This window comes from Streptomyces sp. NRRL F-5630, assembly GCF_000719475.1.
In the GTDB taxonomy this organism is placed as follows: Bacteria; Actinomycetota; Actinomycetes; order Streptomycetales; family Streptomycetaceae; genus Streptomyces.
Genome location: NZ_JOGO01000001.1, coordinates 33,616 through 58,061, shown reverse-complemented (window position 1 = coordinate 58,061; position 24,446 = coordinate 33,616). Strand labels below are relative to the sequence as shown.

16 protein-coding genes and 1 pseudogene are annotated in these 24,446 nt (G+C 70.5%); 10 read left to right on the top strand and 7 right to left on the bottom strand.

What is annotated here, in order from left to right:
* Positions 1 to 483 precede the first annotated feature (483 nt).
* Positions 484 to 1,377 (bottom strand): LysR family transcriptional regulator, encoded by an 894-nt coding sequence (locus IF99_RS0100205; protein WP_030994202.1) that lies wholly within the window; start codon positions 1,375 to 1,377, stop codon positions 484 to 486.
* Positions 1,378 to 1,489: 112 nt separating this feature from the next.
* Here IF99_RS0100205 and IF99_RS0100200 point away from each other — a divergent pair, with 112 nt between their 5' ends.
* Entirely contained in the window at positions 1,490 to 2,578 is a 1,089-nt protein-coding gene (locus IF99_RS0100200) for an alcohol dehydrogenase catalytic domain-containing protein (protein WP_030994201.1), read from the top strand.
* A 516-nt stretch (positions 2,579 to 3,094) separates the two neighbouring features.
* Here the strand turns inward: IF99_RS0100200 and IF99_RS0100195 are convergent.
* Positions 3,095 to 3,685: a CGNR zinc finger domain-containing protein gene (locus IF99_RS0100195; RefSeq protein WP_030994200.1), complete on the bottom strand. Its 591-nt coding sequence runs from the start codon at positions 3,683 to 3,685 to the stop codon at positions 3,095 to 3,097.
* Positions 3,686 to 3,784: 99 nt separating this feature from the next.
* Between IF99_RS0100195 and IF99_RS0100190 the strand changes: the two genes are divergently transcribed.
* Both IF99_RS0100190 and IF99_RS0100185 read left to right on the top strand, forming a co-directional pair.
* A complete protein-coding gene (locus IF99_RS0100190) occupies positions 3,785 to 4,714 on the top strand; it encodes an alpha/beta fold hydrolase (RefSeq protein ID WP_234340526.1) in 930 nt (309 codons plus the stop codon).
* Positions 4,715 to 5,017: 303 nt separating this feature from the next.
* Positions 5,018 to 5,536: a pyridoxamine 5'-phosphate oxidase family protein gene (locus tag IF99_RS0100185; RefSeq protein WP_030994198.1), complete on the top strand. Its 519-nt coding sequence runs from the start codon at positions 5,018 to 5,020 to the stop codon at positions 5,534 to 5,536.
* Positions 5,537 to 6,268: 732 nt separating this feature from the next.
* On the opposite strand, the gene IF99_RS0100180 is transcribed toward IF99_RS0100185, so the two are convergent.
* Complete coding sequence (locus IF99_RS0100180) at positions 6,269 to 6,844, bottom strand: TetR/AcrR family transcriptional regulator (protein ID WP_234340525.1); 576 nt, start codon at positions 6,842 to 6,844, stop codon at positions 6,269 to 6,271.
* A gap of 762 nt (positions 6,845 to 7,606) precedes the next feature.
* Between IF99_RS0100180 and IF99_RS0100175 the strand changes: the two genes are divergently transcribed.
* The gene (locus IF99_RS0100175; protein WP_030994196.1) at positions 7,607 to 8,677 is read left to right on the top strand and encodes an aldo/keto reductase; all 1,071 of its coding nucleotides are present in this window, start codon (positions 7,607 to 7,609) and stop codon (positions 8,675 to 8,677) included.
* Between the two features lie 71 nt (positions 8,678 to 8,748).
* Positions 8,749 to 9,495, top strand: coding sequence for an SDR family oxidoreductase (locus IF99_RS0100170; RefSeq protein WP_030994195.1), 747 nt, complete (start codon positions 8,749 to 8,751; stop codon positions 9,493 to 9,495).
* Between the two features lie 540 nt (positions 9,496 to 10,035).
* On the opposite strand, the gene secD is transcribed toward IF99_RS0100170, so the two are convergent.
* From secD to IF99_RS0100145, 4 genes and pseudogenes are all read right to left on the bottom strand, one after another.
* A complete protein-coding gene (gene secD, locus IF99_RS0100165) occupies positions 10,036 to 12,357 on the bottom strand; it encodes a protein translocase subunit SecD (RefSeq protein ID WP_030994194.1) in 2,322 nt (773 codons plus the stop codon).
* Positions 12,358 to 13,155: 798 nt separating this feature from the next.
* Complete coding sequence (locus IF99_RS0100155) at positions 13,156 to 13,941, bottom strand: rod shape-determining protein (RefSeq protein WP_107048906.1); 786 nt, start codon at positions 13,939 to 13,941, stop codon at positions 13,156 to 13,158.
* A gap of 471 nt (positions 13,942 to 14,412) precedes the next feature.
* Positions 14,413 to 14,562 (bottom strand): annotated as a pseudogene (locus tag IF99_RS34225) (hypothetical protein); the annotation flags it as partial.
* Between the two features lie 87 nt (positions 14,563 to 14,649).
* A complete protein-coding gene (locus IF99_RS0100145) occupies positions 14,650 to 16,179 on the bottom strand; it encodes a UDP-N-acetylglucosamine 1-carboxyvinyltransferase (RefSeq protein WP_030994191.1) in 1,530 nt (509 codons plus the stop codon).
* A 197-nt stretch (positions 16,180 to 16,376) separates the two neighbouring features.
* On the opposite strand from IF99_RS0100145, the gene IF99_RS0100140 reads away from it, so the two are divergent.
* The 5 genes from IF99_RS0100140 to IF99_RS0100120 all read left to right on the top strand — a co-directional run bounded on the left by IF99_RS0100140 (position 16,377) and on the right by IF99_RS0100120 (position 24,367).
* Positions 16,377 to 17,288 (top strand): LLM class flavin-dependent oxidoreductase, encoded by a 912-nt coding sequence (locus IF99_RS0100140; protein WP_030994190.1) that lies wholly within the window; start codon positions 16,377 to 16,379, stop codon positions 17,286 to 17,288.
* A 380-nt stretch (positions 17,289 to 17,668) separates the two neighbouring features.
* Positions 17,669 to 20,389 (top strand): aconitate hydratase AcnA, encoded by a 2,721-nt coding sequence (gene acnA / locus IF99_RS0100135; protein WP_030994189.1) that lies wholly within the window; start codon positions 17,669 to 17,671, stop codon positions 20,387 to 20,389.
* Between the two features lie 521 nt (positions 20,390 to 20,910).
* Positions 20,911 to 22,356 (top strand): N-acetylglucosamine/diacetylchitobiose ABC transporter substrate-binding protein, encoded by a 1,446-nt coding sequence (gene ngcE, locus IF99_RS0100130; protein ID WP_030994188.1) that lies wholly within the window; start codon positions 20,911 to 20,913, stop codon positions 22,354 to 22,356.
* Positions 22,356 to 23,393: a carbohydrate ABC transporter permease gene (locus tag IF99_RS0100125; protein ID WP_234340524.1), complete on the top strand. Its 1,038-nt coding sequence runs from the start codon at positions 22,356 to 22,358 to the stop codon at positions 23,391 to 23,393. Before ngcE ends, IF99_RS0100125 begins: the two co-directional genes overlap by 1 nt.
* The gene (locus tag IF99_RS0100120) at positions 23,393 to 24,367 is read left to right on the top strand and encodes a carbohydrate ABC transporter permease (RefSeq protein ID WP_030994186.1); all 975 of its coding nucleotides are present in this window, start codon (positions 23,393 to 23,395) and stop codon (positions 24,365 to 24,367) included. The genes IF99_RS0100125 and IF99_RS0100120 overlap by 1 nt, the downstream gene beginning before the upstream one ends.
* The last annotated feature ends 79 nt before the right edge of the window (positions 24,368 to 24,446 follow it).

Sequence of the window (24,446 nt, the reverse complement as noted above, 5' to 3'; positions counted from 1 at the left end):
GGGCCACTATGGCTGGAGTTGGCCGTCTCGCGAAGGGTGCTGCGCCCTGCTTCGCTCTTTGCGTGCGAGGTGCATCTGTGGCCAAAGGGTCGTAGGAGAAGATCAATCGACAAAACTCCTGGTAAAGGCATTTTCCCGGAGCATACGGCGGGGTCGGCCGATCACCTCGTCGGCACTTCGGACGGACTCGCCCGCGAAGCGCAAGCGCGACTTTCTGTCATTGTGCGTCCGCCGACGCGGTGTCGCCGTTTGCTGAAGTTTTTTCGGGGTCCGGCCGGTGAGGACGTGGGTTCCCTCACCCGGCCCCTCCCTCCGGACCCCCCTCCGCGGCTGACGCGTTCTCGATGAGCGAGAGGAGTCGGCTGTCTCGCCTGGTGCCTGACGGGCTATTCGCCCGGCCGGAAGCAAGAGACACTGCGCAGACGCTGATGGGTCCGGCCTGCGCGTCCGGGCCCCAGTCCTGTGCGCGGCCTTGGCGGCGCTTCAGGCGGCCGACGTGATCGCTCGGGTGACGGCCGTGATCGCCGGGGTGGGGTGGCCGGAGAGGCGTGCCACGAGTACCCGGCGGATCTCGGGGGGTGCGCCGTCGACGCGCAGCAGGCTCACCCCGGGCGGGAGCACCGGAGAGAGCTTGGACGGCACTGTGGTCACGCCGAAACCGCCCGCGACCAGGTGTAGCTTCGTCAGCCAGTCGCGCGCGGAGTGGACGACGCGCGGCCGTCCGGGCAGGCCGGGCCAGACGCCGAGCAGCGGCTCGGCGCTCGACGACGGGGTGGCGATCCACGCGGCGTCGGCCAACTCGTCGACGTGCACCGCGGTGCGTCCGGCGAAGTCTCCGGTCGAAGCCGCCGCCACGACCAGTTCGGTGTCCGCGACGGTCTCGAGGTGCAGGCGCGGCAACTCGCTGTCGAAGGGCCGGTGGGGTGGGCGGGAGGTCAGCACGGCGAGGTCGAGCGAGCCCGCGCGCAGCGCCCGGATCAGGGTGGGTGTGGTGCCCTCGCGGGTGGTGACCGTGATCTGCGGGTCGGCTGCCGCGAGGTGTGCGAGTGCGACGGGCAGGATCGTCGGGCCCGCGCTCAGGAATGCCCCGAGGCGCACCAGTTCGGTCCGGGCGACGGTGCCGGTGAGCTCACGCTCGGCCGCCGCGAGTGAGGCGAGGACCGTATGGGCGTGCCGCAGCAGGGTCAGGCCGGACGGGGTGAGCCGCACCCCGTCCGGGCGGCGTTCGAACAGGGTGGTGCCGGCGCTGCGTTCGAGGGCGGCGGCCTGGCGTGAGACGGCCGACTGGGTGTAGCCGAGCCGTTCGGCCGCCGCGGTGAAGCTGCCGGACTCGGCGATCTGCCGCAGGACCCGCAGTCCGGTGCTGGAGATGTCCATGCGGCCTACGCATACCACGGATGCGAGATCCTCGCTTCCCGCATGGCCTGTCCCGCTCCTAGTGTCGATCCCACAAGCACGGACAAGAACGGACGAGCACGGAGGTCATCACATGCGAGCAGCAGTTCTGACGCAGTTCGGCGCCCCCCTCACGGTGCGGGAGGTGCCGGACCCCGAGGCCGGGGGCGGTGAGGTGGTGGTCGAGGTCCTTGCCGCCGGCGTGCTGCCCTACGCGGCCGAAGTCTTCGGCGGCAAGCGGAAGTACCCCCTTGTCCCTCCGGTGGTGCCCGGTGTCGGCGCGGTGGGGCGGATCGTCCGCATCGGCCCTGACGCCACCCGGCTGCGGGTCGGCGACCTGGTGTGGTGCGACTCGACGGTGCGCTCGCGGGACGACGCCCTGACGCCCGACATCACGCTCCAGGGCTGGAGCTCGCGCGGCGAGGGCGGCGCGCGGCTCGCCGAGTACCTGCACGACGGCGCGTTCGCCGAGCTCATGCGGGTCCCGACGGAGAACGTCTTCCCGCTCCCCGCCGTGGCGGGGGACGATCCGGCCCGCTGGGCCGCACTCACCGTGCACGCCATCTCCTACGGCGGACTGCTGGCGGGTGGCCTCGCGGCCGGCGAGACGCTGCTCGTCAGCGGGGCCACCGGCAACCTCGGCAGCAGCGCGGTCGCGGTCGCGCTCGCGATGGGCGCGGGCCGCGTGGTCGCCCCCGGCCGCAACCAGGCCGCGCTCGACCTCCTCGCCGGCCGGTTCGGTCCGCGTCTGCGCCCGGTCTCGCTCACCGGAGACGAGGCCACCGACCGCGCGGCGATGTCCGCGGCAGCCGACGCCCCGGTCGACATGGTGATCGACCTGCTCCCGCCGAGCGCACCCAGCTCGGTCTCGCGCACGGCAGCCATGGTCGTGCGCGAGTACGGCCGGGTCGTCCTCATGGGCGGCGTCGGCATGCTCGGTGGCGACGACCTCGCGCTCCCGTACCCATGGATCATGCGCAACTCGGTCACCGTGCGCGGACAGTGGATGTACCCGCGCGCCGCCAACGTCGGCATCATCCGGCTCCTGGCCTCGGGCGCCTTGGATCTCGCCCCCGAACGGGTCCGCTCGTTCGGCCTCGACGCCGTCAACGACGCCATCGCGTACGCCACCGCGCACGGTGGCCCGTTCGACCGCACCAGCCTCACCCCCTCGGCAGGCTGACAAGGCCCGCTGATCACCACCGCCGAGGACTGCGCGCTCCCAGCGGGCGATCTTCAGGAGTGGTCGCTGAGCCGCGCGAACGACCTTCCGGCTGTCATGCGCGGGCCGCTTGATGGAACCGGAAGTCCCAGGGGGCTCTCCTGCTGACGGGTGCCTTTCGGCTCTGTACGACGGTACGGGCCGTCGAAGGGCTTCGTTTCCGACGAGGCTGGTGGAGCCTGGATGTCGAGTGACCGGCGCTTGGCCGATGCCTTGCGGTGGGTGGGTCTTGATGATCGACGAGGACTCTGCGGGCACTGATGGCAGTGAGCCGCCAGTTCCCGCCAGCCCTCGGGCGCCCCACAGCGAGAGGCCCCTCGCGCGGGCCGGGCGGGCGGAGGTGCAGGGCTGATCTGCCGTCGAAGGCGGGCGCCGAACTCGTGAGGTGAGGGGGGCGACGGCGGTGTCAGGGCGCCGCACGCAGCGGACTCAGGGCACTCAGGCCAAGGATTTCCGCCTTGTCCGCACCGCGTGACGTCACTGGGCGCGTCGCACGCGCATGGCGTCTTTCTTGGCCCGGTTGCCGCAGGTGCTCATGGAACACCAGCGGCGGAACCTGCCGCGGGTGGCGTCGAGGAAGACCGCGACACAGCCCGTCCCCGCGCACACTTTGATGGTGCCGGCGCGGAGGCCGCCGAGCGTGTCGACCGCGTCGCCGGCCACGATCGCGAGGGCGGACCGAGCCGGTGACGAGCCGGGGAAGCGCCAAGTGACACCAGCGCCGTCGAGTACGCGGTACGCGTCGTTGCGGCCGGCCCAGTCGTTGATGCGATCCCGGTCCGCCCCATCCATCTCCCGTGCCTCCGCGATCGCCCGGGCCGCACGGTAGATCGACTCCCGCAGCTCGCGCGCCTCGCGCAGCAACTCCTCGTCCAGCCCTGACGGCCGCCCACCCAGCCCTGCGGCGGCGAGCCACTCGGCCAGGTCCGACGGGCGGAGCAGCGAGTCCTTCGGGGTCGCCGTCTCGCGGGCCGTCACCGTCTTCGTGAACCGGAGACACAACGGCTGCGCCTCGGTGTCCGAGCGCCCCCCGCGTTCCCTTGCCCCCACCTGTCCTCCGTCCGCCATGAGAACCACACTATCCGGTTCACTCGGACTCCTGCTGCCGTGCGAACCACTTAAAGTGGTTCAACTCTTTGGAGAGGCGCGATGACGCTTGTTCCGGCAATGCCCGTGACCGGATTCGGCACCGTGACGGCGATGCCCGATCTGCCGGACGGGTTCGGTGAACGGTTCCAGAGCAACCGCTACGACCTGGGCGACATCTCCCTGCACGCCGTCTCGGGCGGTTCAGGGCCCGCGCTGCTCCTGGTGGGTGGCTGGCCGCAGTTCTGGTGGCAGTGGCGCAAGGTGATGCTCCCGCTCTCCGAGCACTTCACGGTGATCGCGGTCGACCCCCGCGGAGTGGGGTGCTCCGACAAACCGGAGACGGGGTATGACAGCGTCACCGCGGCACAGGACCTCGCCCGGCTCATGACCGCCCTGGGTCACGAGACCTTCCGGCTGGTGGGCCACGACGTGGGCATGATGCTCGCCTATGCCCTGGCGAGCGATCACCCCTCGCGCGTCACCCAACTCGTGCTCGCCGAAGCCGCCCTGCCCGGTATCTCCGACGACCCGAGCGCCACGCCCCCGGTCACCCGGGCGGTCGAGGCCACCTGGCACTTCATGTTCAACCGACTGCCGTCGGTCAACGAGAAGCTCATCGAGGGGCGCGAGGATCTCTACTTCCGCGATCAGTTCACCTCCAAGGGCGCCACCCCCGACGCGATGCCCTCGGACGTCGTCGACGTCTACATCGAGGCGCTTCGTCAGCCGGGCGCGCTGCACGCCAGCTTTCAGTACTACCGGGCCCTCGACGTGACGATCACCCAGAACCACGCGCGCAAGCACGTCCCTCTGACGATGCCTGTGCTGGCGGTCGGCGGCGCCGCCTTCCGCGGAGCCGGCGTCGCGGGCGACGTCCGCCGCGTCGCCGGCGACGTGAGGGAACTCGTGATCGAGGGATGCGGGCACTACGTGCCCGAGGAGGCACCCGACGCCTTCGTTTCGGCGCTCCTGTCGTTCTTCGCGCCCGCAGACTCAACACCGGCCTGACGCCCGAGGAATACCGCCGCCCCCGCTGCCGGCCAGGGCGGGGGCGCTGCCGGCCGTGCGCAGGCCCTGTCGCGGCTGAAAGACGGTGGCGTCAGCGCGGAGTCGTACCCGCACACGTGGCTGACTGCCACCACCCCGTCGACGCGCGAGCAGGGGCGGCCGACCGGGTGTCCCAGTGACCGGCTGCTCTCGCGGCGCAGCGCTCCCGTGTCGGGGGCGTCGATGCTCTGGCGTCGTCGAGAACGTCGCGTTGCTTCATCAATGGCGACAGAAGGTGTCGGGTTTACGGCCGACGATGGACGTATGCGCGAGACCCCAGAAGAACTCAGCGGACTCCAGTCTCTCCTCGACTCCTCCCTCTCCGGCTCGACCTCACACCTCCGCTCGATCGTCGAGGGCCGCACCATTACGGCGGCGCAGCTCACCGGGGTCCTCACCGGTATGTGCACGCTCGCCCTCTCCACGGTGACCGCGAAGGGCGAACCGCGGATCAGCGGCGCCGACGGGCACTTCCTGCACGGCCGGTGGCACTTCGGCACGGCGCGCAGCGCCGCCAAGGCCCGTCATCTCGCGGCCCGTCCGGCCGCCAGCGTCGCGCACATGCGCGGCGAGGACCTCGGCGTGTTCACCCATGGCACGGTGGAGGAGCTGAACCCCGAGGTCGCCGAGACCACGCCCGACTGGCAGGAACTCCTCGCCTACTTGAAGGACTTCTACGGCGACGACGCCTTCGACTGGAACCGCGAGGTCGTCTACTACCGGCTGAACCCGCACTGGATGACCGTCTACGCCCCCGACCCCGACAAGCTCACCGGCACGTGACGCCGGGCCCGTCGACGAGGGCCCGCACCTGCGCGTACGTGGATGCGGGCCCGGTCGACGGCGCGCCGTCGCTTACCGCCGGCGTCGTGGCGACGGCCTCGCTCAGCGCCCGCGGTACAGCAGCGACCCGAGGCTGCCCCGCCGCCAAGCTCTCAACCCGCTTCGCCGCGTTCGAGCAGGGGGCCGCTCGGCGTCTTGCCGGTCCAGGGACCAGGGACGGCAAGGTCGCGAGTTGGCCCCGAACCCACGGAAGCAACTCCGCAGTGCAAGACGACGGACCCTTGAGTTCCCACCGAGAGCCCTTCAGGGTGTCCGCACTTACGGCCTCGATGATCCCCGTGAGCGGCGACGGAACACCTGGCGAGCCGTTCGGGCGCTGCCGCGAGCGGGGAGCGGGCCGAACGTCGGCGACCATCCCGACGATCCTCGCGAAGTCTGGGCGTCACGACCGCCTCGACCGAGGCCATGCCGTCCGGCACAGGCCGACGCCTCGCCGAACGGCTGGCGTATCGCTCAGGGCGTGTCGGCGACGCCCTGCGCAGCACCCACGGCGCCCGGTACGCGCTCTCGCCCCACCGGCCCAAAACCCGAATACGTCCAGTACGAGAATCTGGAGCCGGCGCACCGGGCGCACGCACCGGACACCGCAGGCACGGCGGACCTCGCCGGCACCGCGATCACCGCAGGCACCGCAGACATCGCAGGCCCCGCCCAGGACTTTCCGCACCCGCCTCAGCGGGGCCTGAGTCCGTCGACGACGACGCCCAGCATGCGGTTCAGCTGGGGGCGCTGCTCGGGTGCGCCGGCCGCGGAGAGCAAACCGGCGAGGATCCCGCCCACGTCGGCCGGGTCGATGTCGCCGCGCAGTTCTCCCGCTTCAGCGCCGGCCTGTAGCAGCATCGCCAAGATCTGCTGGACCTCGTCGCAGACCGGTCCGGTGCCGAAGCGGCCGGACGCACTCATGGCGACCAGGGCCTCACAGATGCCGCGTCGTTCACCGGCCCAGTCGGCGAACCGGAGCATCCACGCGTGGAGTGCCTGCGCGGGCGGCTTGGCAGCCAGCAGGGTGCGCGCATCTTCGCGCAAGGGCCGGATCTGGTCCCGGTAGACCTCTTCGACCAGATCCTCTCGGGTGGGGAAGTGCCGGTACAGGGTGGCGTTCCCCACTCCCGCGCGTTTGGCGATCGCGTCCAGCGAGACCGCGCGTCCGGACGCGAAGGCTTCGGCGGCCGTGGCGATCAACTGCTCGCGGTTGCGCTGCGCGTCGGCGCGCAGGGTGCTGCGTGGAGGTGTCATGACCTTCGCCATCGTGAGTGTCGGATGAGGCTTGGGAACGATTCGGGGACGTCCCCGGTTTAGTGTACGGTGAGACAACCGGGGAGGTCCCCGATTATGGGTTGGTCTCACCCAACGCTTCAGCGACGAAAGGTTCTCCATGCCTCCAGCGCTCCTCACCGGGGAACGCCCGGGATCGGCCCGGCGACGGCCGAGCTGCTGGTCGCAGGCGGCCACCCGCTCGCGATCACCGGACAGAATCCCGGCTCCCTCGCACGAGCAAGATCCGGTTTCTCCGACGACGCCCTCGCGGTCCGATCCCCTCCGCTCATGAGGAACGGCGGCCCAACCGCCCTGACCTCTCGGCACCGATTCCTGCCGCGATCCCTCCGAGGCCACACGCGGCGCCCCTGACGCCCCGAGGGGGGCGGCGACACGCGGTGCGCTGCCGCCCATGCCGTGCTCACACGTGCCCGAAACGGCCCCCGCTCAGGAGCCGAGTCAATGCCGTCGGTTCCGGGGCCGCCGGTACCCCGTCGCTCAACACGCTGGGTCCCGAGAGCGGCCGGGACCCCAAGCGCTCGAAAGGGATCTTCGAACGCTTCGGGTCCCGCCGGGAGGGCGCGGAAGCGGTGACCTTCCTCGCCTCGGAGACCCCCCGGCTACATCGCCGGCCAGAACCTCACCGTGGTCGGCGGCTACGCGCTCAGGGCCTGAAATCCGGGCGAGCCGACCCTCGATCCTCACCCCCACGAACACCACGACACCACGAACCGCACCTCACAGGAGAACACGATGGCACTCACTCTCGACACTTATCGGCTGCTGGGCCGTTCGGGACTCCGGGTCTCACCGCTGGCGTTGGGCACGGCGACCTTCGGCACCGAGTGGGGCTGGGGCGCCGAGCGGGACGAGGCGCGCAAGCTCTTCGACCGCTACACCGAGTTCGGCGGCAACTTCTTCGACACCGCCAGCACCTACACCAACGGCAGCTCCGAGCGACTGCTCGGCGAATTCGCCCACGCCAACCGGGACAAGATGGTCCTGGCGACGAAGTACTCGACGCTGCGCCGGCCCGGTGACCCGAATTCCGGGGGGACCCACCGCAAGAGCATGCTGGCGTCGGTGGAAGCCAGTCTGCGGCAGCTGAACACCGACTACATCGATCTGCTCTACGTGAACGTATGGGACTTCAGGACGCCGGTGGAGGAGATCCTGCGGGGTCTGGACGACCTGGTGAGGCAGGGCAAGGTGCTGTACGTGGGGATCTCCAGTGCCCCCGCCTGGCAGGTGTCGCGCATGCAGGCGATCGCCGACCTGCGCGGCTGGTCTCCACTGGTCGCCCTGGAGACCGAGTACAGCCTGATCCAGCGCACCACGGAGCGCGACCTGATCCCGATGGCACGGGAGATGGGACTCGGCGTGGTCCCCTACTCCCCGTTGGGGGGTGGGGTGTTGACCGGCAAGTACGGCCGGGAGGACCAGAACCCGGTGGGCTCCGTCGCCGGCGAGACCGCCGGCAACCGCAAGAGCCTCAACGCCGCCCTGGGATGGGTCACCGACCGCAACCTCGCCATGGCCGACGCGGTGAAGGACGTGGCCTCGGAGCTGGGCCGCACACCCGCCCAGGTGGCACTGGCCTGGGTCCTGAACGCACCGGGCGTTACGGCACCCATCCTCGGCGCCCGCACCCTCGCGCAACTGGAGGACAATCTGGGTGCCCTGCAAGTCGACCTCACTCCTTCGCAGTTGGCCCGCCTCGACGAGGTCAGCGCCATCGACCTGGGCAACCCGCACGACGTGCTTGCCGGCGATCACCTCCGTGCGATCACCACAGGCGGCATGACGATCGAAACCCTCGGCTGACGCGCTTCATGAACGGCGACATCCACATATACGGACGTGTCTTTGATGAGGGAACGGAGTGATCCCGGCTCATGGGTGAGTACAGCGACAAGAATGTGGTGATCACGGGCGGCAGCAGCGGCATGGGGCTCGCGCTGGCGGAGTTGCTGGTGCACGGCGGAGCCCGCGTGGTGATCACCGGCCGTTCTCAGGCCAAGCTCGACGCGGCACGCGACCGGCTGGGCGAGAGTGCCGTGGCCGTCCGGGCGGATGTGGCCTCCCTGTCCGACCTGGACATGCTCGCCGACCGCGTGAAAAGCGAACTCGGCTCGATCGCGGCTTTGTTCGTGAACGCCGGCATCTCACCCCTCACTCCGCTCGCGTCGACTACCGAGGACATGTACGACGAGCTGTTCGCGATCAACGTCAAGGGCTCCTTCTTCACCGTGCAGAAACTCGCCCCGCTGCTGAGCGCGAACGCCGGCATCGTCCTCACCACCTCGATCGCGAACGTCATCGGCATGGTGGAGACCAGCGTCTACGCCGCCGGCAAGGCGGCGCTGCGCTCGATGGCCCGCACCTTCTCCCGCGAGCTGCTTCCGCGGGGAATTCGTGTCAACGCGATCAGCCCGGGCCCCATCGACTCGGGGATTCTGGAGACGATGAACTTGTCCGAAGAGGCCGCCGACCAGTTCAGGGCGGAGCGGACCGCGAGCAACCCCATGAAGCGCTACGGCACCGTCGAAGAGTTCGCCAAGGCGGCCGCGTTCCTCGCCTTCGACGCCACGTACACCACCGGCATCGAGCTGGCCGTGGACGGTGGTGAAACCCAGCTCTGAGCTCGTCCGCCGACCGGCCAAAAGCGGCAAGGCCCGCTGCCACGGCGGCTTCAGGCAGCGCTCCAACGCGTGGTCGTCTCGATCAGGCCGCGAGCAGTTCACGCAAGCGCTCGGCTGGGGCATCTCAGCCGAGCGATGTGCGTGGGCGGCCGTGGCTCGGGTACCGCAGCCACCTTCCTCTCCTTGGCCAGCACCACATTTACCTTGCGACTTCGTCCAGGCCCGGGAAGACGCCCACCTGGTCGCTGCTGATCACCGTGCCCCCACGTGCGTCGATACGTGTCGGTTCCAAGGCAGGGAGCCGTTCTCGCGCATCCACGTGATGCGGACCTTCCGCCCGTCAGCGTCCGGGCATCGCGCCGGGCCGAGCGGTGACCGGACCACTGATCAGCGTCTGTGACGGTACCGCTCGGCCCCGGCGACGCCCCCAGGTCATCCCAACAGGGGACAACAGCCATGCCGGGCCTGGAGGCCATCGACCCTCTTGCGAGGCCGCGAAAAAGGTAACGGGGGACCGGTGAGCGTCTCCTCGCGTACGGGTCAGACGCGGGCCCCGTTGTCGAAGGGGTCGCGCCGGGGTGCGCGGGCGCGCTTGGGGGACTTGTCCGGGACGGGCGGGGGTGCGCTGGTGGTGCGCTCCAGGACGAGGGCGCCCGGTACGGCGGTGAAGACCGAGGACCAGGTACCCACGACGATGCCGACGAGCAGCGCGAGCGCGAAGTCGGTCAGCGAGTCGCCGCCGAGCACCGCGAGGGCGGCCAGGATGAACAGGGCGCCCATGCCGGTGTTCACCGTACGAGGGACGGTCTGGAGCACCGCCCGGCGCGCGATGGTGGCCAGGGGTGTCTTCCGGTTCCCGGCCCACAGCTCCCGTACCCGGTCGAAGACCACCACCGAGTCGTTGACCGAGTAGCCGATGACAGTGAGCAGGGCGGCCAGGAAGATGCCGTCCACGGGCCGCCCCAGCCAGGCGAAGGCGCCCACGACGATGATCACGTCGTGCACCAGCGCGACCACCGACCCGACGGCGAACGTCCACCGGAACCGGGCCGCCAGGTAGACGAGCTGTACGAGCACGGCGACGGCCAGGGCGATCAGCGCGTTGCGCCGCAGTTCGTCGCCGAGGCTCGGGCCGATCAGCTCGTCCCGTACCTTCGTGGTCTCACCGCCCTCGGTGGCCAGGGCGGTCCGCAGGGCCTGCTCCCCGTCGTCGTCCAGCTTTCCGGTGCGTACGGAGATGTCGCCGTCGCCCGTCGTGGTGACCTCGGCGTCCCCGAAGCCGGCCACGGCGAGCGTGGATCGGGCGGTCTCGACGTCGACCGGCCTGCTGGTCGAATACTCCACGAGCCGGCCCCCGGTGAACTCGACGCCCAGATCCACCCCGCGCACCACGATCCCGGCGACCGCGACGGCGACCAGCGCCGTGGAGATGACGAGCCACTGGACCGGCTTCCGGAAGAGCTGCGGGTCCTTGCGGGTCAGCCAGGTCCGTACGCTGCCGGGGCGCGCGATGCCGTTGACGCCCCGGTAGTCGCTGACGAAGCGGGAGCCCGCCGCGATCTCGGTGAGCGCGCGGGCGATGACCAGCGCGGAGAACATCGAGGCGATGACGCCGATGGCGAGGGTGACACCGAAGCCCTTGACCGGGCCGGAGCCGAGGAAGAACAGCAGCCCGGCCGCGAGGAGCGTGGTGACGTTCGAGTCGGCGACAGCGCTGAACGCCTTCTGGAAGCCGGTGGTCAGCGCCGAGCGGAGGGAGAGTGCCGGCCGGTCCTGGCACTCCTCCCTGGCCCGTTCGAAGACCAGGACGTTCGCGTCGACCGCCATCCCGATGGCCAGGACGAACCCGGCGAGTCCGGGGAGCGTGAGGGTGACGCCGAGGCCGACGAGCGCGGCGTACGAGACCACCCCGTACGCGGCGAGAGCGACGGCGGCCAGCGCGCCGAAGAGGCGGTAGACGAGGGTGATGAAGAGCGCGGTGGCGGCAGCGCCGATCAGCGCCGCCTGGGCACTGGCGTCGATGGCGGCGGCGCCGAGCGTCGGGCCGACGGTCCGCTGTTCGACGATCTCGACGGGGACGGGCAGGGCGCCGCCCTTGATGAGCAGGGCCAGGTCCTGGGCCTCCTCCGCGCTGAAGGAGCCGGTGATCTGCGTACTGCCGGAGGGCAGCCCGGCCTGGCAGCCGACCGAGGGGTCGACCTGGGGCGAGGAGATGACCTTCTCGTCCAGGACGATCGCGACGCGCCGCCGTTCGTCCCCGGCGGGATGGCAGGCGGCCTCACCGGTGAGCTTCGTCCAGTCCTTTCCGGCGTTCTTGTGGAAGTCCAGCTTGACCGTCCAGCCGGCCGCCTGCTGGGCTGCTTCGAAGGCGGCGGTGGCGTCCTTGACGCCAGCGCCGGAGAGCCGGGCGGGGCCGAGGCGGAGTCTGGTCCCCTGTTCGTCGGGGAGGACGAGCCGGTCGGTCCGCTTCTCGGACTCCGGCTGGGCCTCGGGGCCGGCGCCGGGAGGCAGAGCCCCCTGGACGTCGTGGAAGCTGAGCTGGGCGGTACGGCCGATGACGGCGGCGGCCTGGCCCCGGTCTTGCACGTCGGGCAGTTCGACGATGATGCGGTCCTCGCCGGAGCGGGTGAGGACGGGTTCGGCGACCCCGAGAGAGTCGATGCGCTGGCGCAGGACCTCCAGGGTGCGGTCGGTGGTCTCCCGGTTGGCCTCGGTGGTGTCGGAGTCCTCGGCCTGGAGCACCAGACGGGTGCCGCCCTGGAGGTCGAGGCCGAGTCTGGGGGACATGGTCAGCGTGATGAAGACGGAGGCGAGCAGCACGGCGACAGCCAGGACCGCTCGCACCGTGGTGGCGCGAGTCATGGAAATCCTCCGGTGGGGCGCGGCCGCCCTCACCTCAGCGAGGACGCGACGCCGGATCAGCAGAGCGGGGCCGGTGGCCGGTCGGGGGACCGGCGCTCGTGCCCGGAGGACCACGGACACCGGGCAGGGCGCCCGGACGTCCGGAGGGCGCGGCGAAGGAGGCCTCGGGGGCTCGCCCGGCCGGGCGGCACGGCCCGATCGGGTCAGGTGGACGGGTCAGCAGCCCGTCGTACGAGGGCGGGGGCGCGTGGCTGGTGAGGTGGGCCGGGCCGATACCGGCCCGGGCGGGCTGGTGGGTCGGATCGGCACTCGGTGACCGGGCGTCGAGGCTCTGGGCGTCCGGTCGGGCGGGGACCGCGCGGAGGTGGTGGGGGTGGCCGGGGCCGGGGCGGACGTGGAGGGGGCTGGGGCCGGGCCAGACGTGGAAGGGGCCGAAACCGGGCCTGGGGTCGCGGGCGTTGCGGCCGTCGGTTCCGAACCCTGCGGGGCTCGGGACCGGACGGAGGCGCCGCGAGGCCTGGTGGGGGCCGCCGGGGTGGGTGGTGCGGTCGGTCTTCGGGACGGGAGCCGGGGCCTTCGGCGGGTACGCGGCGGCTGACGCGAGGCTGTCGAGGGCAACGGGGAGCGCGGCGCCTGCGGCGGGGGCGCCCCCGACCAGGGCGAGAACGGCGAGCACGAGCGCGGCCAGCACGCGCCGGGCACGGTGCGGCGGGACGGGCGGCGTACTCGATGCCCGGTGCGCCGGGCCGGTCTGCCACGGCCGGAGCGCGGTCCCCCAGGGCGGCTCCGGGTGCGGGCTCACCTCGGGTGGCCGGGCAGGGCGGCGGCGGGCGTCAGTCCGTGGCGGAGCACGGAGCTGAGGATCTGTCCGGCGCCACGGACGACGGTGGTCGACGGGTCCCCGGCCAGCCGCACGCGTGTGCCGAGGCAGCGGGCGAGGCGGTCGGTGACGTCGGAGCGCAGCGCCCCGCCCCCGGCCAGCAGGGGGCCCTTGCGCAGGGCGCCCCGGATCGCACCGTGCCGGTCCTGCCGCCACATCGACGTCACCATGTCGAGGACCATGGCCACGAGGACGGCGGGCAGCGTCGCCGGGTCCAGGTCGCTGAGCCCGCTCTCGGCCTGCCGGGCGTCGGCGACCCGGCCACCGACGAGGAGCGTGACCTCGGTCAGCTCGGCGCCCAAGTCCACGACGAGCAGTGGTCCGGCGTCGCGCGGCCCGGCGTAGGCGGCGGCCGCCCGGGCGCTGCTGAGGACGAGGACGCACGTGGGTCCGAGCCCGGCGAGCAGCTGCCGCGCGGCGTCGCGCTGGACGGCCCCGGCGAGGACGGGGTGGCTGAGGACGATGACGCTGTCCGCACGGTCGGGGCCCAGCACCGCGTCGGCGATGCGGCCGAGCAGCAGTCCGCAGGACTCGGGATCGATGATGCGCCCGCGCCGGACAGGCCGCTCGGCGTTCTTGTCCGGGCTGCCGAGGGGACTGTCGCTGCGGCTGTCGAAGAGGGCGTCGGTGACCAGACCGCGTCCGGGCACCCAGGCCCGGGTGCGGGAGCTGCCGAGATCCAGGGCCAGTCCTCGGACGGCCACGGTCCTGCCAACGAGCCGACGGTGTCCGTGGCGCACCCGGAGGGCGCCGGACTCACGCCCGGTTCCGAACCCCTCGGCCCCGCCCCCGTCGCCGGACCCTGTGGCCCCGCACGTGGCCGAAGGGGCATGGTGCACCGGCCCGGGGAGCCCGTCACCGGGCCGGCTTTGCAGGGGGACGGCACGACCGCGTCGCTGTCCGTCGTACGGAGAACGCATCGCCCCTCCCCGGCCGGCCACAGCCGCCCACGCACCCATCGGCCCGCTGATAGCGAGGCATGACCGAGCCATCACTATGCAATACCGGGTGAGGGAAAGCCACTTCCCTCCCGATTCGAAGGCGCTCCGAACCGTCTCGGACCTTTACGGCCTCCACGACGCTCGCCCTCCCGGCCGGCTCCTCCACCGCCTCCAGGGTTCCTGCGACCTCGGCCGGAGTCTCCACCGCCTCCACGACCGCCGGTGCCCCCGCGCTCACTCCGGCTCGCCGTCGTCCTCCTCGTCGAGTGCGGACGCGTCCGGGGCGCGCGGCGGGCGCGGGGCGCCGGCGGCCGGGGTGGAGGCGGTGAAGCTGTAGCGGCCGAGCAGGTTCAGATTGCCGTGCGTAGCCCGCAGCGGGCCCAAAGTCCCACAGTGGCCCCGGAGATGCCGCCGCACCCCTCCCCGGCCCGCTGGGCAGCAGGTCGGACGGGGCGCGGCGGCAGCCGCCGGTCAGATGTCCCGGAACGTCTCGATCTGGGCGCCCACCGAGTTCAGGCGCTCCGCCAGGTCCTCGTAGCCGCGGTTGATGACGTAGACGTTGCGCAGGACCGAGGTGCCCTCGGCCGCCATCATCGCGAGGAGGACGACGACCGCGGGGCGCAGGGCGGGCGGGCACATCATCTCGGAGGCGCGCCAGCGGGTGGGGCCCTCGACCAGGACGCGGTGCGGGTCGAGGAGCTGGAGGCGGCCGCCGAGGCGGTTGAGGTCGGTCAGGTAGACCGCGCGGTTGTCGTAGACCCAGTCGTGGATGAGGGTCTTGCCCTGGGCGACCGCCGCGATCGCCGCGAAGAACGGGACGTTGTCGATGTTCAGGCCCGGGAAGGGCATGGGGTGGATCTTGTCGATCGGCGCCTCCAGCTTGGAGGGACGGACCGTCAGGTCGGTCAGCCGGGTGCGGCCGTTGTCCGCGACGTACTCCGTGGAGCGGTCGTGGTCGAGGCCCATCTCCTCCAGGACCGCGAGTTCGATCTCCAGGAACTCGATGGGGACACGGCGCACGGTGAGTTCGGACTCCGTGACGACGGCCGCGGCGATGAGGCTCATCGCCTCGACCGGGTCCTCGGAGGGGGAGTAGTCCACGTCGACGTCGATGTCGGGCACGCCGTGCACGGTGAGCGTCGTGGTGCCGATGCCCTCGACCCGTACGCCCAAGGCCTCCAGGAAGAAGCACAGGTCCTGGACCATGTAGTTCGACGAGGCGTTGCGGATCGTCGTGACGCCGCTGTTGCGCGCGGCGGCGAGCAGGGCGTTCTCGGTCACGGTGTCGCCGCGCTCGGTCAGCACGATCGGGCGGTCCGGGACGACGGCCCGCTCCACGACGGCGTGGTAGAGGCCCTCGGTCGCCGTGATGTCGAGGCCGAAGCGGCGCAGCGCGATCATGTGCGGCTCGATGGTCCGCGTCCCGAGGTCGCAGCCGCCCGCGTACGGCAGCGTGAAGTGGTCCATGCGGTGCAGCAGCGGGCCCAGGAACATGATGATCGACCGGGTGCGGCGCGCCGCGTCCGCGTCGATCGCCGCCATGTCCAGCTCGGCCGGCGGGACCAGCTCCAGGTCCTTGCCGTCGTTGATCCAGCGCGCCTTGACGCCGATCGACGAGAGGACTTCGAGGAGGCGGTAGACCTCCTCGATGCGGGCCACGCGCCGCAGCGTCGTCCGGCCCTTGTTGAGGAGGCTCGCGCACAGCAGCGCGACACACGCGTTCTTGCTCGTCTTGACGTCGATCGCGCCCGACAGATGGCGACCGCCGACCACCCGCAGGTGCATCGGCCCGGAGTACCCGAGCGAGACGATCTCGCTGTCCAGGGCCTCCCCGATGCGCGCGATCATCTCAAGGCTGATGTTCTGATTGCCGCGCTCGATCCGGTTCACCGCACTCTGGCTCGTGGCCAGCGCCTCGGCGAGCTGCGCCTGTGACCAGCCGCGATGCTGACGGGCGTCACGGATGAGCTTGCCGATGCGTACGAGGTAATCGTCTGCCATGGATGCAGGCTATCTCAGATATGAGATCGTCGCCGCTTGGGGGGTGTGGGGCGCGCGAGGCCTTATGAAGGTGCAACCCCGGGCGCGGTGAGGGTATTTCAGTGAACCGCGTCCACGCCCCCCGCGCCACTCGGGTGACGGCGGGACCCGTCCGTACCGGCATTGCGCCGTTCGGGTAAGGGCCTGAGGATGCGCCCATGCGCTACTCCGTGAACATCCCCAACTTCGGTGACTTCGCCGACCCGCGCACCGTCGCCCGCCTCGCCCGGGCGGCCGAGGACGCCGGCTGGGACGGCCTCTTCGTGTGGGACCACGTCCTGCACGACCGGGAGCGCCGGCGCGGTGTCCCCTTCGGTGACCCCTGGATGCTCCTCACCGCCGCCGCGCTCGCCACCACGCGGCTGCGCCTGGGCACCCTCCTCACGCCCGTCCCACGCCGCCGCCCCCACCAGCTCGCCCGTCAGGTCGCCACGCTCGACGTGCTCAGCGGCGGTCGCGTCATCCTCGGCGCGGGTCTCGGCGGGCCCGTCGAGGACGAGTACGGCACCTTCGGCGAGCCCACCGACCCGCGTGTCCTCGCCGGGATGCTCGACGAGGGCCTCGCGCTCCTCGACCGCTACTGGTCCGGCGAGCGCGTCACCCACCACGGCACCCATTGGACCGTGGAGGACGCCCAGTTGCTGCCCACGCCCGTGCAGCGCCCGCGCCCGCCCGTGTGGATCGGCGGTTTCTGGCCGAGCCGCCCGCCGATGCGCCGCGCCGCGCGCTGGGACGGCGCCGTCCCGCTCTTCCGCTCCGCCTCGCACGGGACGCCGCCGGACCTCGCGGAGGTGCGTGAGCCGGGGGAGTATGGACGCGAGCACCGCGCCGCCCATGTCCGTGAGCATCCCGAGGTGTATGTACGGGAGCGCGCCACTCCCGCCGCCTCCTTCGACCTCGTCCTCGGTGGCATCTCGCCGCGCGACCCCGACCGGGCCGCCGAACTCGTCGCGCCGTACGCCGAGGCCGGGATGACGTGGTGGGACGAGCGCCAGGCCGGGGACGGTGAGCACATCGACCGGCTCGCGCCCGTCCTGCGCCGCGTCGAGGCGGGCCCGCCCGCGTACTGAGCCCCCCAGGCCGGGCGTGACGCGCGCCACGCGCCCGTACCGCCACCGCAATGGCCGTACCGCGCGGGGACGCGCGAAACCCGCGGTTCGGCGGGGGCATACCCGTACGAAAGCGCTCAAGAACTCCCTGTGTCCGGCCGCCCCCGACGGCCCCCGGCCGCCCGGTGCCGCCCGCCTTCCGGGCGGCACCGGGCGGCCGGGGGCATGACCGGGCGGGCCGCGTGTACTAGAGTTATCTCGACATCGAGATATCTGCCGAGGCGCACCGCGACCGCCGCCCCGGGTAAGGGTTACCTAACTAAGTCTTACCTTAGCTGACGGGACCGGCGGCATGGCGGCAGCATTGTGGTGGTACGCGCACAGAAATGAAGGAGACTGTCGTGTCGGCGAACAGCTTCGACGCCCGCAGCACGCTGCGCGTGGGTGACGAGTCGTACGAGATCTTCAGGCTGGACAAGGTCGAGGGCTCTGCTCGCCTTCCCTACAGCCTCAAGGTGCTGCTGGAGAACCTGCTCCGCACGGAGGACGGCGCGAACATCACCGCCGACCACATCCGGTCGATCGGCAACTGGGACTCGCAGGCCCAGCCGAGCCAGGAGATCCAGTTCACCCCCGCCCGCGTGATCATGCAGGACTTCACGGGCGTTCCCTGCGTCGTCGACCTCGCCACGATGCGCGAGGCCGTGAAGGAGCTGGGCGGCGACGCCTCCAAGATCAACCCGCTCGCCCCCGCCGAGCTGGTCATCGACCACTCGGTGATCGCGGACAAGTTCGGCACCAACGACGCGTTCAAGGAGAACGTGGAGCTGGAGTACGGCCGCAACCGCGAGCGCTACCAGTTCCTGCGCTGGGGCCAGACCGCCTTCGACGAGTTCAAGGTCGTCCCGCCGGGCACCGGCATCGTCCACCAGGTCAACATCGAGCACCTGGCCCGCACGGTCATGGTCCGCGGCGGCCAGGCGTACCCCGACACGCTCGTCGGCACCGACTCGCACACCACGATGGTCAACGGCCTCGGTGTGCTCGGCTGGGGCGTCGGCGGCATCGAGGCCGAGGCCGCGATGCTCGGCCAGCCGGTCTCGATGCTCATCCCGCGCGTCGTCGGCTTCAAGCTCACCGGTGAGCTCAAGCCCGGCACGACCGCGACCGACCTCGTGCTCACCATCACCGAGATGCTCCGCAAGCACGGTGTGGTCGGCAAGTTCGTCGAGTTCTACGGCGAGGGCGTCGCCGCCACCTCGCTCGCCAACCGCGCCACCATCGGCAACATGTCGCCGGAGTTCGGCTCGACGGCCGCGATCTTCCCGATCGACGACGAGACCCTGAACTATCTGCGCCTGACCGGCCGCAGCAAGCAGCAGGTCGACCTGGTCGAGGCGTACGCCAAGGAGCAGGGCCTGTGGCTCGACCCGGCCGCCGAGCCGGACTTCTCCGAGAAGCTGGAGCTGGACCTCGCCACGGTCGTCCCCTCCATCGCCGGCCCGAAGCGCCCCCAGGACCGCATCGTCCTGGCCGAGGCCGCCACCCAGTTCGCCTCCGACGTGCGCAACTACGTCTCGGACACGGGCGTGGACGAGGCGGGCCAGGAATCCTTCCCGGCCTCCGACGCCCCGGCCGTCTCCAACGGCGTGCCGAGCAACCCGGCCACCGTCACCGCCCCTGACGGCACGACGTACGAGCTGGACCACGGCGCCGTCACCGTCGCCGCGATCACCTCCTGCACCAACACCTCGAACCCGTACGTCATGGTCGCCGCGGCGCTCGTGGCGAAGAAGGCGGTCGAGAAGGGCCTGACCCGCAAGCCGTGGGTCAAGACCACCCTCGCCCCGGGCTCGAAGGTCGTCACCGACTACTTCGACAAGGCGGGCCTGACCCCGTACCTCGACAAGGTCGGCTTCAACCTGGTCGGCTACGGCTGCACGACCTGCATCGGCAACTCGGGCCCGCTGCCCGACGAGGTCTCCCAGGCCGTCAACGACAACGACCTGGCCGTCACCTCGGTGCTCTCCGGCAACCGCAACTTCGAGGGCCGGATCAACCCCGACGTCAAGATGAACTACCTGGCGTCCCCGCCGCTCGTCGTCGCCTACGCGCTCGCCGGGTCGATGAAGATCGACATCACCAAGGACGCGCTCGGCACCGACCAGAACGGCGAGCCGGTCTTCCTCGCGGACGTCTGGCCGAGCGAGGCCGAGGTCAACGAGGTCGTCGCGAGCGCCATCGGCGAGGACATGTTCGAGAAGTCCTACGAGGACGTCTTCGCGGGCGACGCCCAGTGGCAGGCCCTCCCGGTCCCCACCGGCAACACCTTCGAGTGGGACCCGCAGTCCACCTACGTGCGCAAGCCCCCGTACTTCGAGGGCATGGAGATGGAGCCGGCCCCGGTCGAGGACATCGCCGGTGCCCGCGTGCTCGCCAAGCTCGGCGACTCGGTCACCACCGACCACATCTCCCCGGCGGGCGCCATCAAGGCCGACACCCCGGCGGGCAAGTACCTCACGGAGCACGGCGTCGAGCGGCGCGACTTCAACTCCTACGGCTCGCGCCGGGGCAACCACGAGGTCATGATCCGCGGCACCTTCGCCAACATCCGCCTGCGCAACCAGATCGCGCCGGGCACCGAGGGCGGCTTCACGCGTGACTTCACGCAGGAGGGCGGCCCGGTCGGCTTCATCTACGACGCCTCGCGCCACTACATCGAGCAGGGCATCCCGCTCGTCATCCTCGCGGGCAAGGAGTACGGCTCCGGCTCCTCGCGCGACTGGGCGGCCAAGGGCACCGCGCTCCTCGGCGTCAAGGCCGTCATCGCCGAGTCGTACGAGCGCATCCACCGCTCGAACCTCATCGGCATGGGCGTCCTGCCCCTCCAGTTCCCCGAGGGCCAGACCGCCGAGACCCTCGGCCTCACCGGCGAGGAGACCTTCTCCTTCTCCGGCGTGACCGAGCTGAACAACGGCACGACCCCCCGCACGGTCAAGGTCACCACCGACACCGGCGTGGACTTCGACGCGGTCGTCCGCATCGACACCCCCGGCGAGGCGGACTACTACCGCAACGGCGGCATCATGCAGTACGTGCTCCGCTCGCTGATCCGCAAGTAGGTCGCGGCACGGAGGCCGCCAGCAGGCGGTAAGGGCCCCTTCCCGGTCACCGGGAAGGGGCCCTTTCGCGTGATGTCCGGACGCATCCCGAAAACGGCGGCGCGAATTCCGCGTCAACGCTTTTGCGAACTACCCGGCGGCGCCCCGCACTTCGTTGCGCGGGGGAACAATCGCCGTCGCACTCGTCCCCAAAAACCACTCTGTACTGGGAAGTTGCCGACACATCCGGCTACTGGCGTTTCCCGGAGGTCTCAACTAGGGAAAGTTCCAAGGCCGATGAGGCTTTCGATCTTGCCCCTTGTGGCGCAAGTGGACTATACCTGTCGGCGACCGCCCGGGCCGGGAAGCCTGATCCGCGCGGAAACCGGGGGAGAAGGGCACGGACACGCGGGCACGATACGCCCGCACGCCGTCGTTCCGCACCCGACCGGCGTGCAGCACGACCCCAGTCACACTTCACCGCGGTGCCGGGGAGGGTCCGGTTCACCGCCTGAGTCCTGGATGAAAGCGAGGACTTGAGCATGGGATCTTCCCGAGCGAACGGCAGCGGTCTCGGCCGGCGCGACCTCATCAAGCGTTCCGCCGCGATCGGCCTTGTCACCGTGCCCACGATGAGCTTCCTGGCCTCCTGCGCCAGCAGCGACAGCGGCTCGGACGACAAGCCCGAGAAGAAGGGCACCAAGAGCAAGAAGAACCCGCTCGGTGTCAACGAGCAGGCCCCGCTCGACTTCGTCCTCTTCGACGGCGGCTTCGGCAGCGAGTACGGCAAGGACGCCGTCGCGATCTACGAGAAGAACTTCCCCCAGGCGAAGGTGAAGTTCACCCCGACCCAGAAGATCCAGTCCACGCTCCAGCCGCGCTTCAACGGCGGCACCCCGCCGGACCTCATCGACAACTCCGGCGCCGAGCAGATGGACATGGGCGTCCTCGTCGGCAAGAAGCAGCTCGCCGACCTCACCCCGCTCCTCGACGCCCCCTCCTACGACGACCCCGCCAAGAAGGTGCGCGACACCCTGCGCCCCGGCATCGTCGAGATGGGCCAGTACGAGGGCGAGGCGTGCTACGTCTTCAACTACGCCTACACCGTCTACGGCGTGTGGTACTCGCAGACCGCCCTCGACAAACTGGAGGTGGAGTACCCCGAGACCTGGGACGACATGCTCAAGGTCTGCGCCACGGCGAAGAAGAAGGGCATCGCCGGCTGGACGTACGCCGGCAAGTACCCGTACTACATCCCCTTCTCGCTCTTCCCGTTCATCGGCAAGATCGGTGGCCGCAAGGTACTCGACGCGATCGACAACCTGGAGCCGAACGCCTGGAAGGACCCGGCCGTCAAGGCCGGCTTCGAGGCGTACTACGAGCTGTACAAGAAGGGCTACGTCCTCAAGGGCACCCCAGGGCTCGACCACATCCAGTCGCAGACCGAGTGGACCAAGGGCAACGCGCTCTTCATCCCCAACGGTTCCTGGGTCGAGAACGAGGCGGCGAAGACCACGCCGAAGGACTTTCAGATGAAGGTCGCTGCGCCCTCCAGCCTCGACACGTCGGACGCGCTGCCCTTCGGTACCCTGTGGGCCTCCGGCGGCGAGCCTTTCATCGTGCCGAAGAACGCCAAGAACCCCGACGGCGGCATGGAGCAGCTCCGCGTCATGCTCTCCGAGGCCAGCTCCAGGAACTTCACGCGGAAGGTGAAGTCGCTCTCCGCCCTCAACGGCGGCACCGACGGGCTCGAACTCTCCAGCGCCCTCCAGTCCGGCATCGACGCCCTGGAGAAGGCGGGCGAGAACGTCCTCAACCCGCGGCTCCAGGACTGGTACGTCGACCTGAACAAGCAGAAGATCGGCGTCGGCGCCCTCGGCGAGATGATGGCCGGGCGCATGACCCCGGCCGAGGCGATCAAGAAGTGCCAGGACTTCGCCGACGCCGCCGCCAAGGACGACTCGATCCCCCACTACAAGCACCGCTGATGGCGAGCGAGCACAGCGCAGCCGGAGCCGGGACGGATCCCGCGTCCGCCCCGGCCCCCGGCCGGGCGCGGAAGACAGCCCCGGGCCGCGCGGCCAAGCGCCCCCGCAGCGCCGCCGACCGTGGCAAGTACCCCTTCGTCATCGGCTTCCTGATCGTCCCGCTCGCGCTCTACGCGGTCTTCGTGATCTGGCCGTTCATCCAGGCCATCTACTACTCCTTCACTGACTGGACCGGTCTGAGCCCCGACTTCAAGATGGTCGGGTTCGGCAACTACAAGAAGATGTTCGACGACGACACCTTCTGGAAGTCGGCGCAGCACAGCGTCACGTACGTCGTCCTGCTGCCCGTCGTGGTCCTCGGCATCGCCCTCTTCCTCTCGTTCATGATCAACGTGGGCGGGCGGCGCCGGAAGGGCGCGGCGATCGCGGGGGTGCGCGGTTCGTCCTTCTACAAGATCGTCTACTTCTTCCCGCAGGTCCTCTCGATCGCCATCGTGGCCCTGCTCTTCCAGTTCGCGTACAACCCGAAGACCGGCGCGCTCAACTCCGTGCTGCGCGGCGTCCGTCTGGGCAGCGTGCAACCGGAGTGGCTCGGGGACCCGAACCTCGCCCTGTGGTGCATCATGGCCGTCCTCGTGTGGACGCAGGTCGGCTTCTTCGTGGTGCTCTTCTCGGCCGGCATGGCCTCGATCCCCTCGGAGCTGTACGAGGCCGCGCTGCTCGACGGCGCGGGGCGCTTCACGACCTTCTTCCGCCTCACCCTGCCGCTGCTCTGGGACACCGTGCAGTCCGGCTGGGTCTACATGGGCATCCTCTCGCTCGGTGCGGAAGCATTCGCCGTCGTCCAGATCATGTCGGTGGGCCCCGGCGGCCCGGCCGACTCCACCACTGTGCTGCCGCTGCTCGTCTACCAGAAGGCGTTCGGCCAGGGGCAGGCGGGCTACGCCACGACCATCGGCGTCGCCCTGCTCGTCATCACGCTGATCTTCTCCGGCCTCGTGATGCGGCTGGGCAGGCGCGAGCGGCTGGAGTTCTGATGAAGACCACCGACACCCCCTCCCCGGCGGAGCGGGGCGAACCCGCCGACGCGGCCCCGGAGGCGTCCGTACCCGGGCAGGACGGCCCGGTGGGCAAAACCGGCGGTACGGCCACGGCGGGTGCCCGTGAGCCGCGGGGCGGAGCGAAGACGGGCGGCGTGCTCAACGTCTTCTCGCACGGCTTCCTCGTGCTCTGGGCGATCCTCGTCGTCATGCCGCTCCTGTGGGCGGTCATGACCTCCTTCAAGGACGACGGGTCGATCTTCAACCACCCGTGGGCCCTGCCGGACTCGCTGCACTTCGACAACTGGTCGCGGGCATGGACCAACGCGCACATGAGCGACTACTTCCTCCACACGGTCGTCGTGGTGGGCTTCTCGCTCGTCGGCACACTGCTGCTCGGCTCGATGTGCGCCTACGTCCTGGCGCGCTTCGACTTCCCCGGCAACCGCTTCATCTACTACCTGTTCGTGGGCGGGATGAGCTTCCCGGTCATCCTCGCGCTGGTGCCGCTCTTCTTCGTCATGAAGAACCTCGGGCTGCTCAACACCACACACGGCCTGATCCTCGTCTACATCGCCTACTCGCTGCCCTTCACGGTCTTCTTCCTCACCGCCTTCTTCCGGACCCTGCCGGGCTCGGTCGCGGAGGCGGCGATGATCGACGGGGCGTCCCACACCCGCACCTTCTTCCAGATCATGCTGCCGATGGCCCGCCCTGGGCTCATCAGCGTCGGGATCTTCAACTTCCTCGGACAGTGGAACCAGTACCTGCTGCCGACGGTGCTCAACACCGACGAGGACAAGAAGGTCCTCACCCAGGGGCTCGTGGCCCTCGCCACGAGCCAGGGGTACAAGGGGGACTACTCGGGCCTCTTCGCGGGGCTCGTGATGGCGATGCTGCCGGTGCTCGCCGCGTACATCCTCTTCCAGCGCCAAGTGCAGGAAGGGCTCACCGCGGGGGCCGTGAAGTAGCCGGTACGGGGCGGGGCGAGCGGCGGGGAGCGCGAATGCCCGAGTAGCCGGTACGGGGTGGGCGAGCGGCGCGGGAGCG

Bases quoted from the DNA above. Each gene is read 5' to 3' on its own strand.
- secD (WP_030994194.1), bottom strand. From the start codon at position 12,357: ATGACTCGCGCCACCACGGTGCGAGCGGTCCTGGCTGTCGCCGTGCTG.
- IF99_RS0100170 (WP_030994195.1), top strand. From the start codon at position 8,749: ATGGGTGAGTACAGCGACAAGAATGTGGTGATCACGGGCGGCAGCAGC.
- IF99_RS0100200 (WP_030994201.1), top strand. From the start codon at position 1,490: ATGCGAGCAGCAGTTCTGACGCAGTTCGGCGCCCCCCTCACGGTGCGG.
- IF99_RS0100185 (WP_030994198.1), top strand. From the start codon at position 5,018: ATGCGCGAGACCCCAGAAGAACTCAGCGGACTCCAGTCTCTCCTCGAC.
- IF99_RS0100190 (WP_234340526.1), top strand. From the start codon at position 3,785: ATGCCCGTGACCGGATTCGGCACCGTGACGGCGATGCCCGATCTGCCG.
- IF99_RS0100180 (WP_234340525.1), bottom strand. From the start codon at position 6,844: ATGGCGAAGGTCATGACACCTCCACGCAGCACCCTGCGCGCCGACGCG.
- IF99_RS0100175 (WP_030994196.1), top strand. From the start codon at position 7,607: ATGGCACTCACTCTCGACACTTATCGGCTGCTGGGCCGTTCGGGACTC.
- IF99_RS0100120 (WP_030994186.1), top strand. From the start codon at position 23,393: ATGAAGACCACCGACACCCCCTCCCCGGCGGAGCGGGGCGAACCCGCC.
- ngcE (WP_030994188.1), top strand. From the start codon at position 20,911: ATGGGATCTTCCCGAGCGAACGGCAGCGGTCTCGGCCGGCGCGACCTC.
- IF99_RS0100140 (WP_030994190.1), top strand. From the start codon at position 16,377: ATGCGCTACTCCGTGAACATCCCCAACTTCGGTGACTTCGCCGACCCG.
- IF99_RS0100205 (WP_030994202.1), bottom strand. From the start codon at position 1,377: ATGGACATCTCCAGCACCGGACTGCGGGTCCTGCGGCAGATCGCCGAG.
- IF99_RS0100125 (WP_234340524.1), top strand. From the start codon at position 22,356: ATGGCGAGCGAGCACAGCGCAGCCGGAGCCGGGACGGATCCCGCGTCC.
- IF99_RS0100195 (WP_030994200.1), bottom strand. From the start codon at position 3,685: ATGGCGGACGGAGGACAGGTGGGGGCAAGGGAACGCGGGGGGCGCTCG.
- IF99_RS0100145 (WP_030994191.1), bottom strand. From the start codon at position 16,179: ATGGCAGACGATTACCTCGTACGCATCGGCAAGCTCATCCGTGACGCC.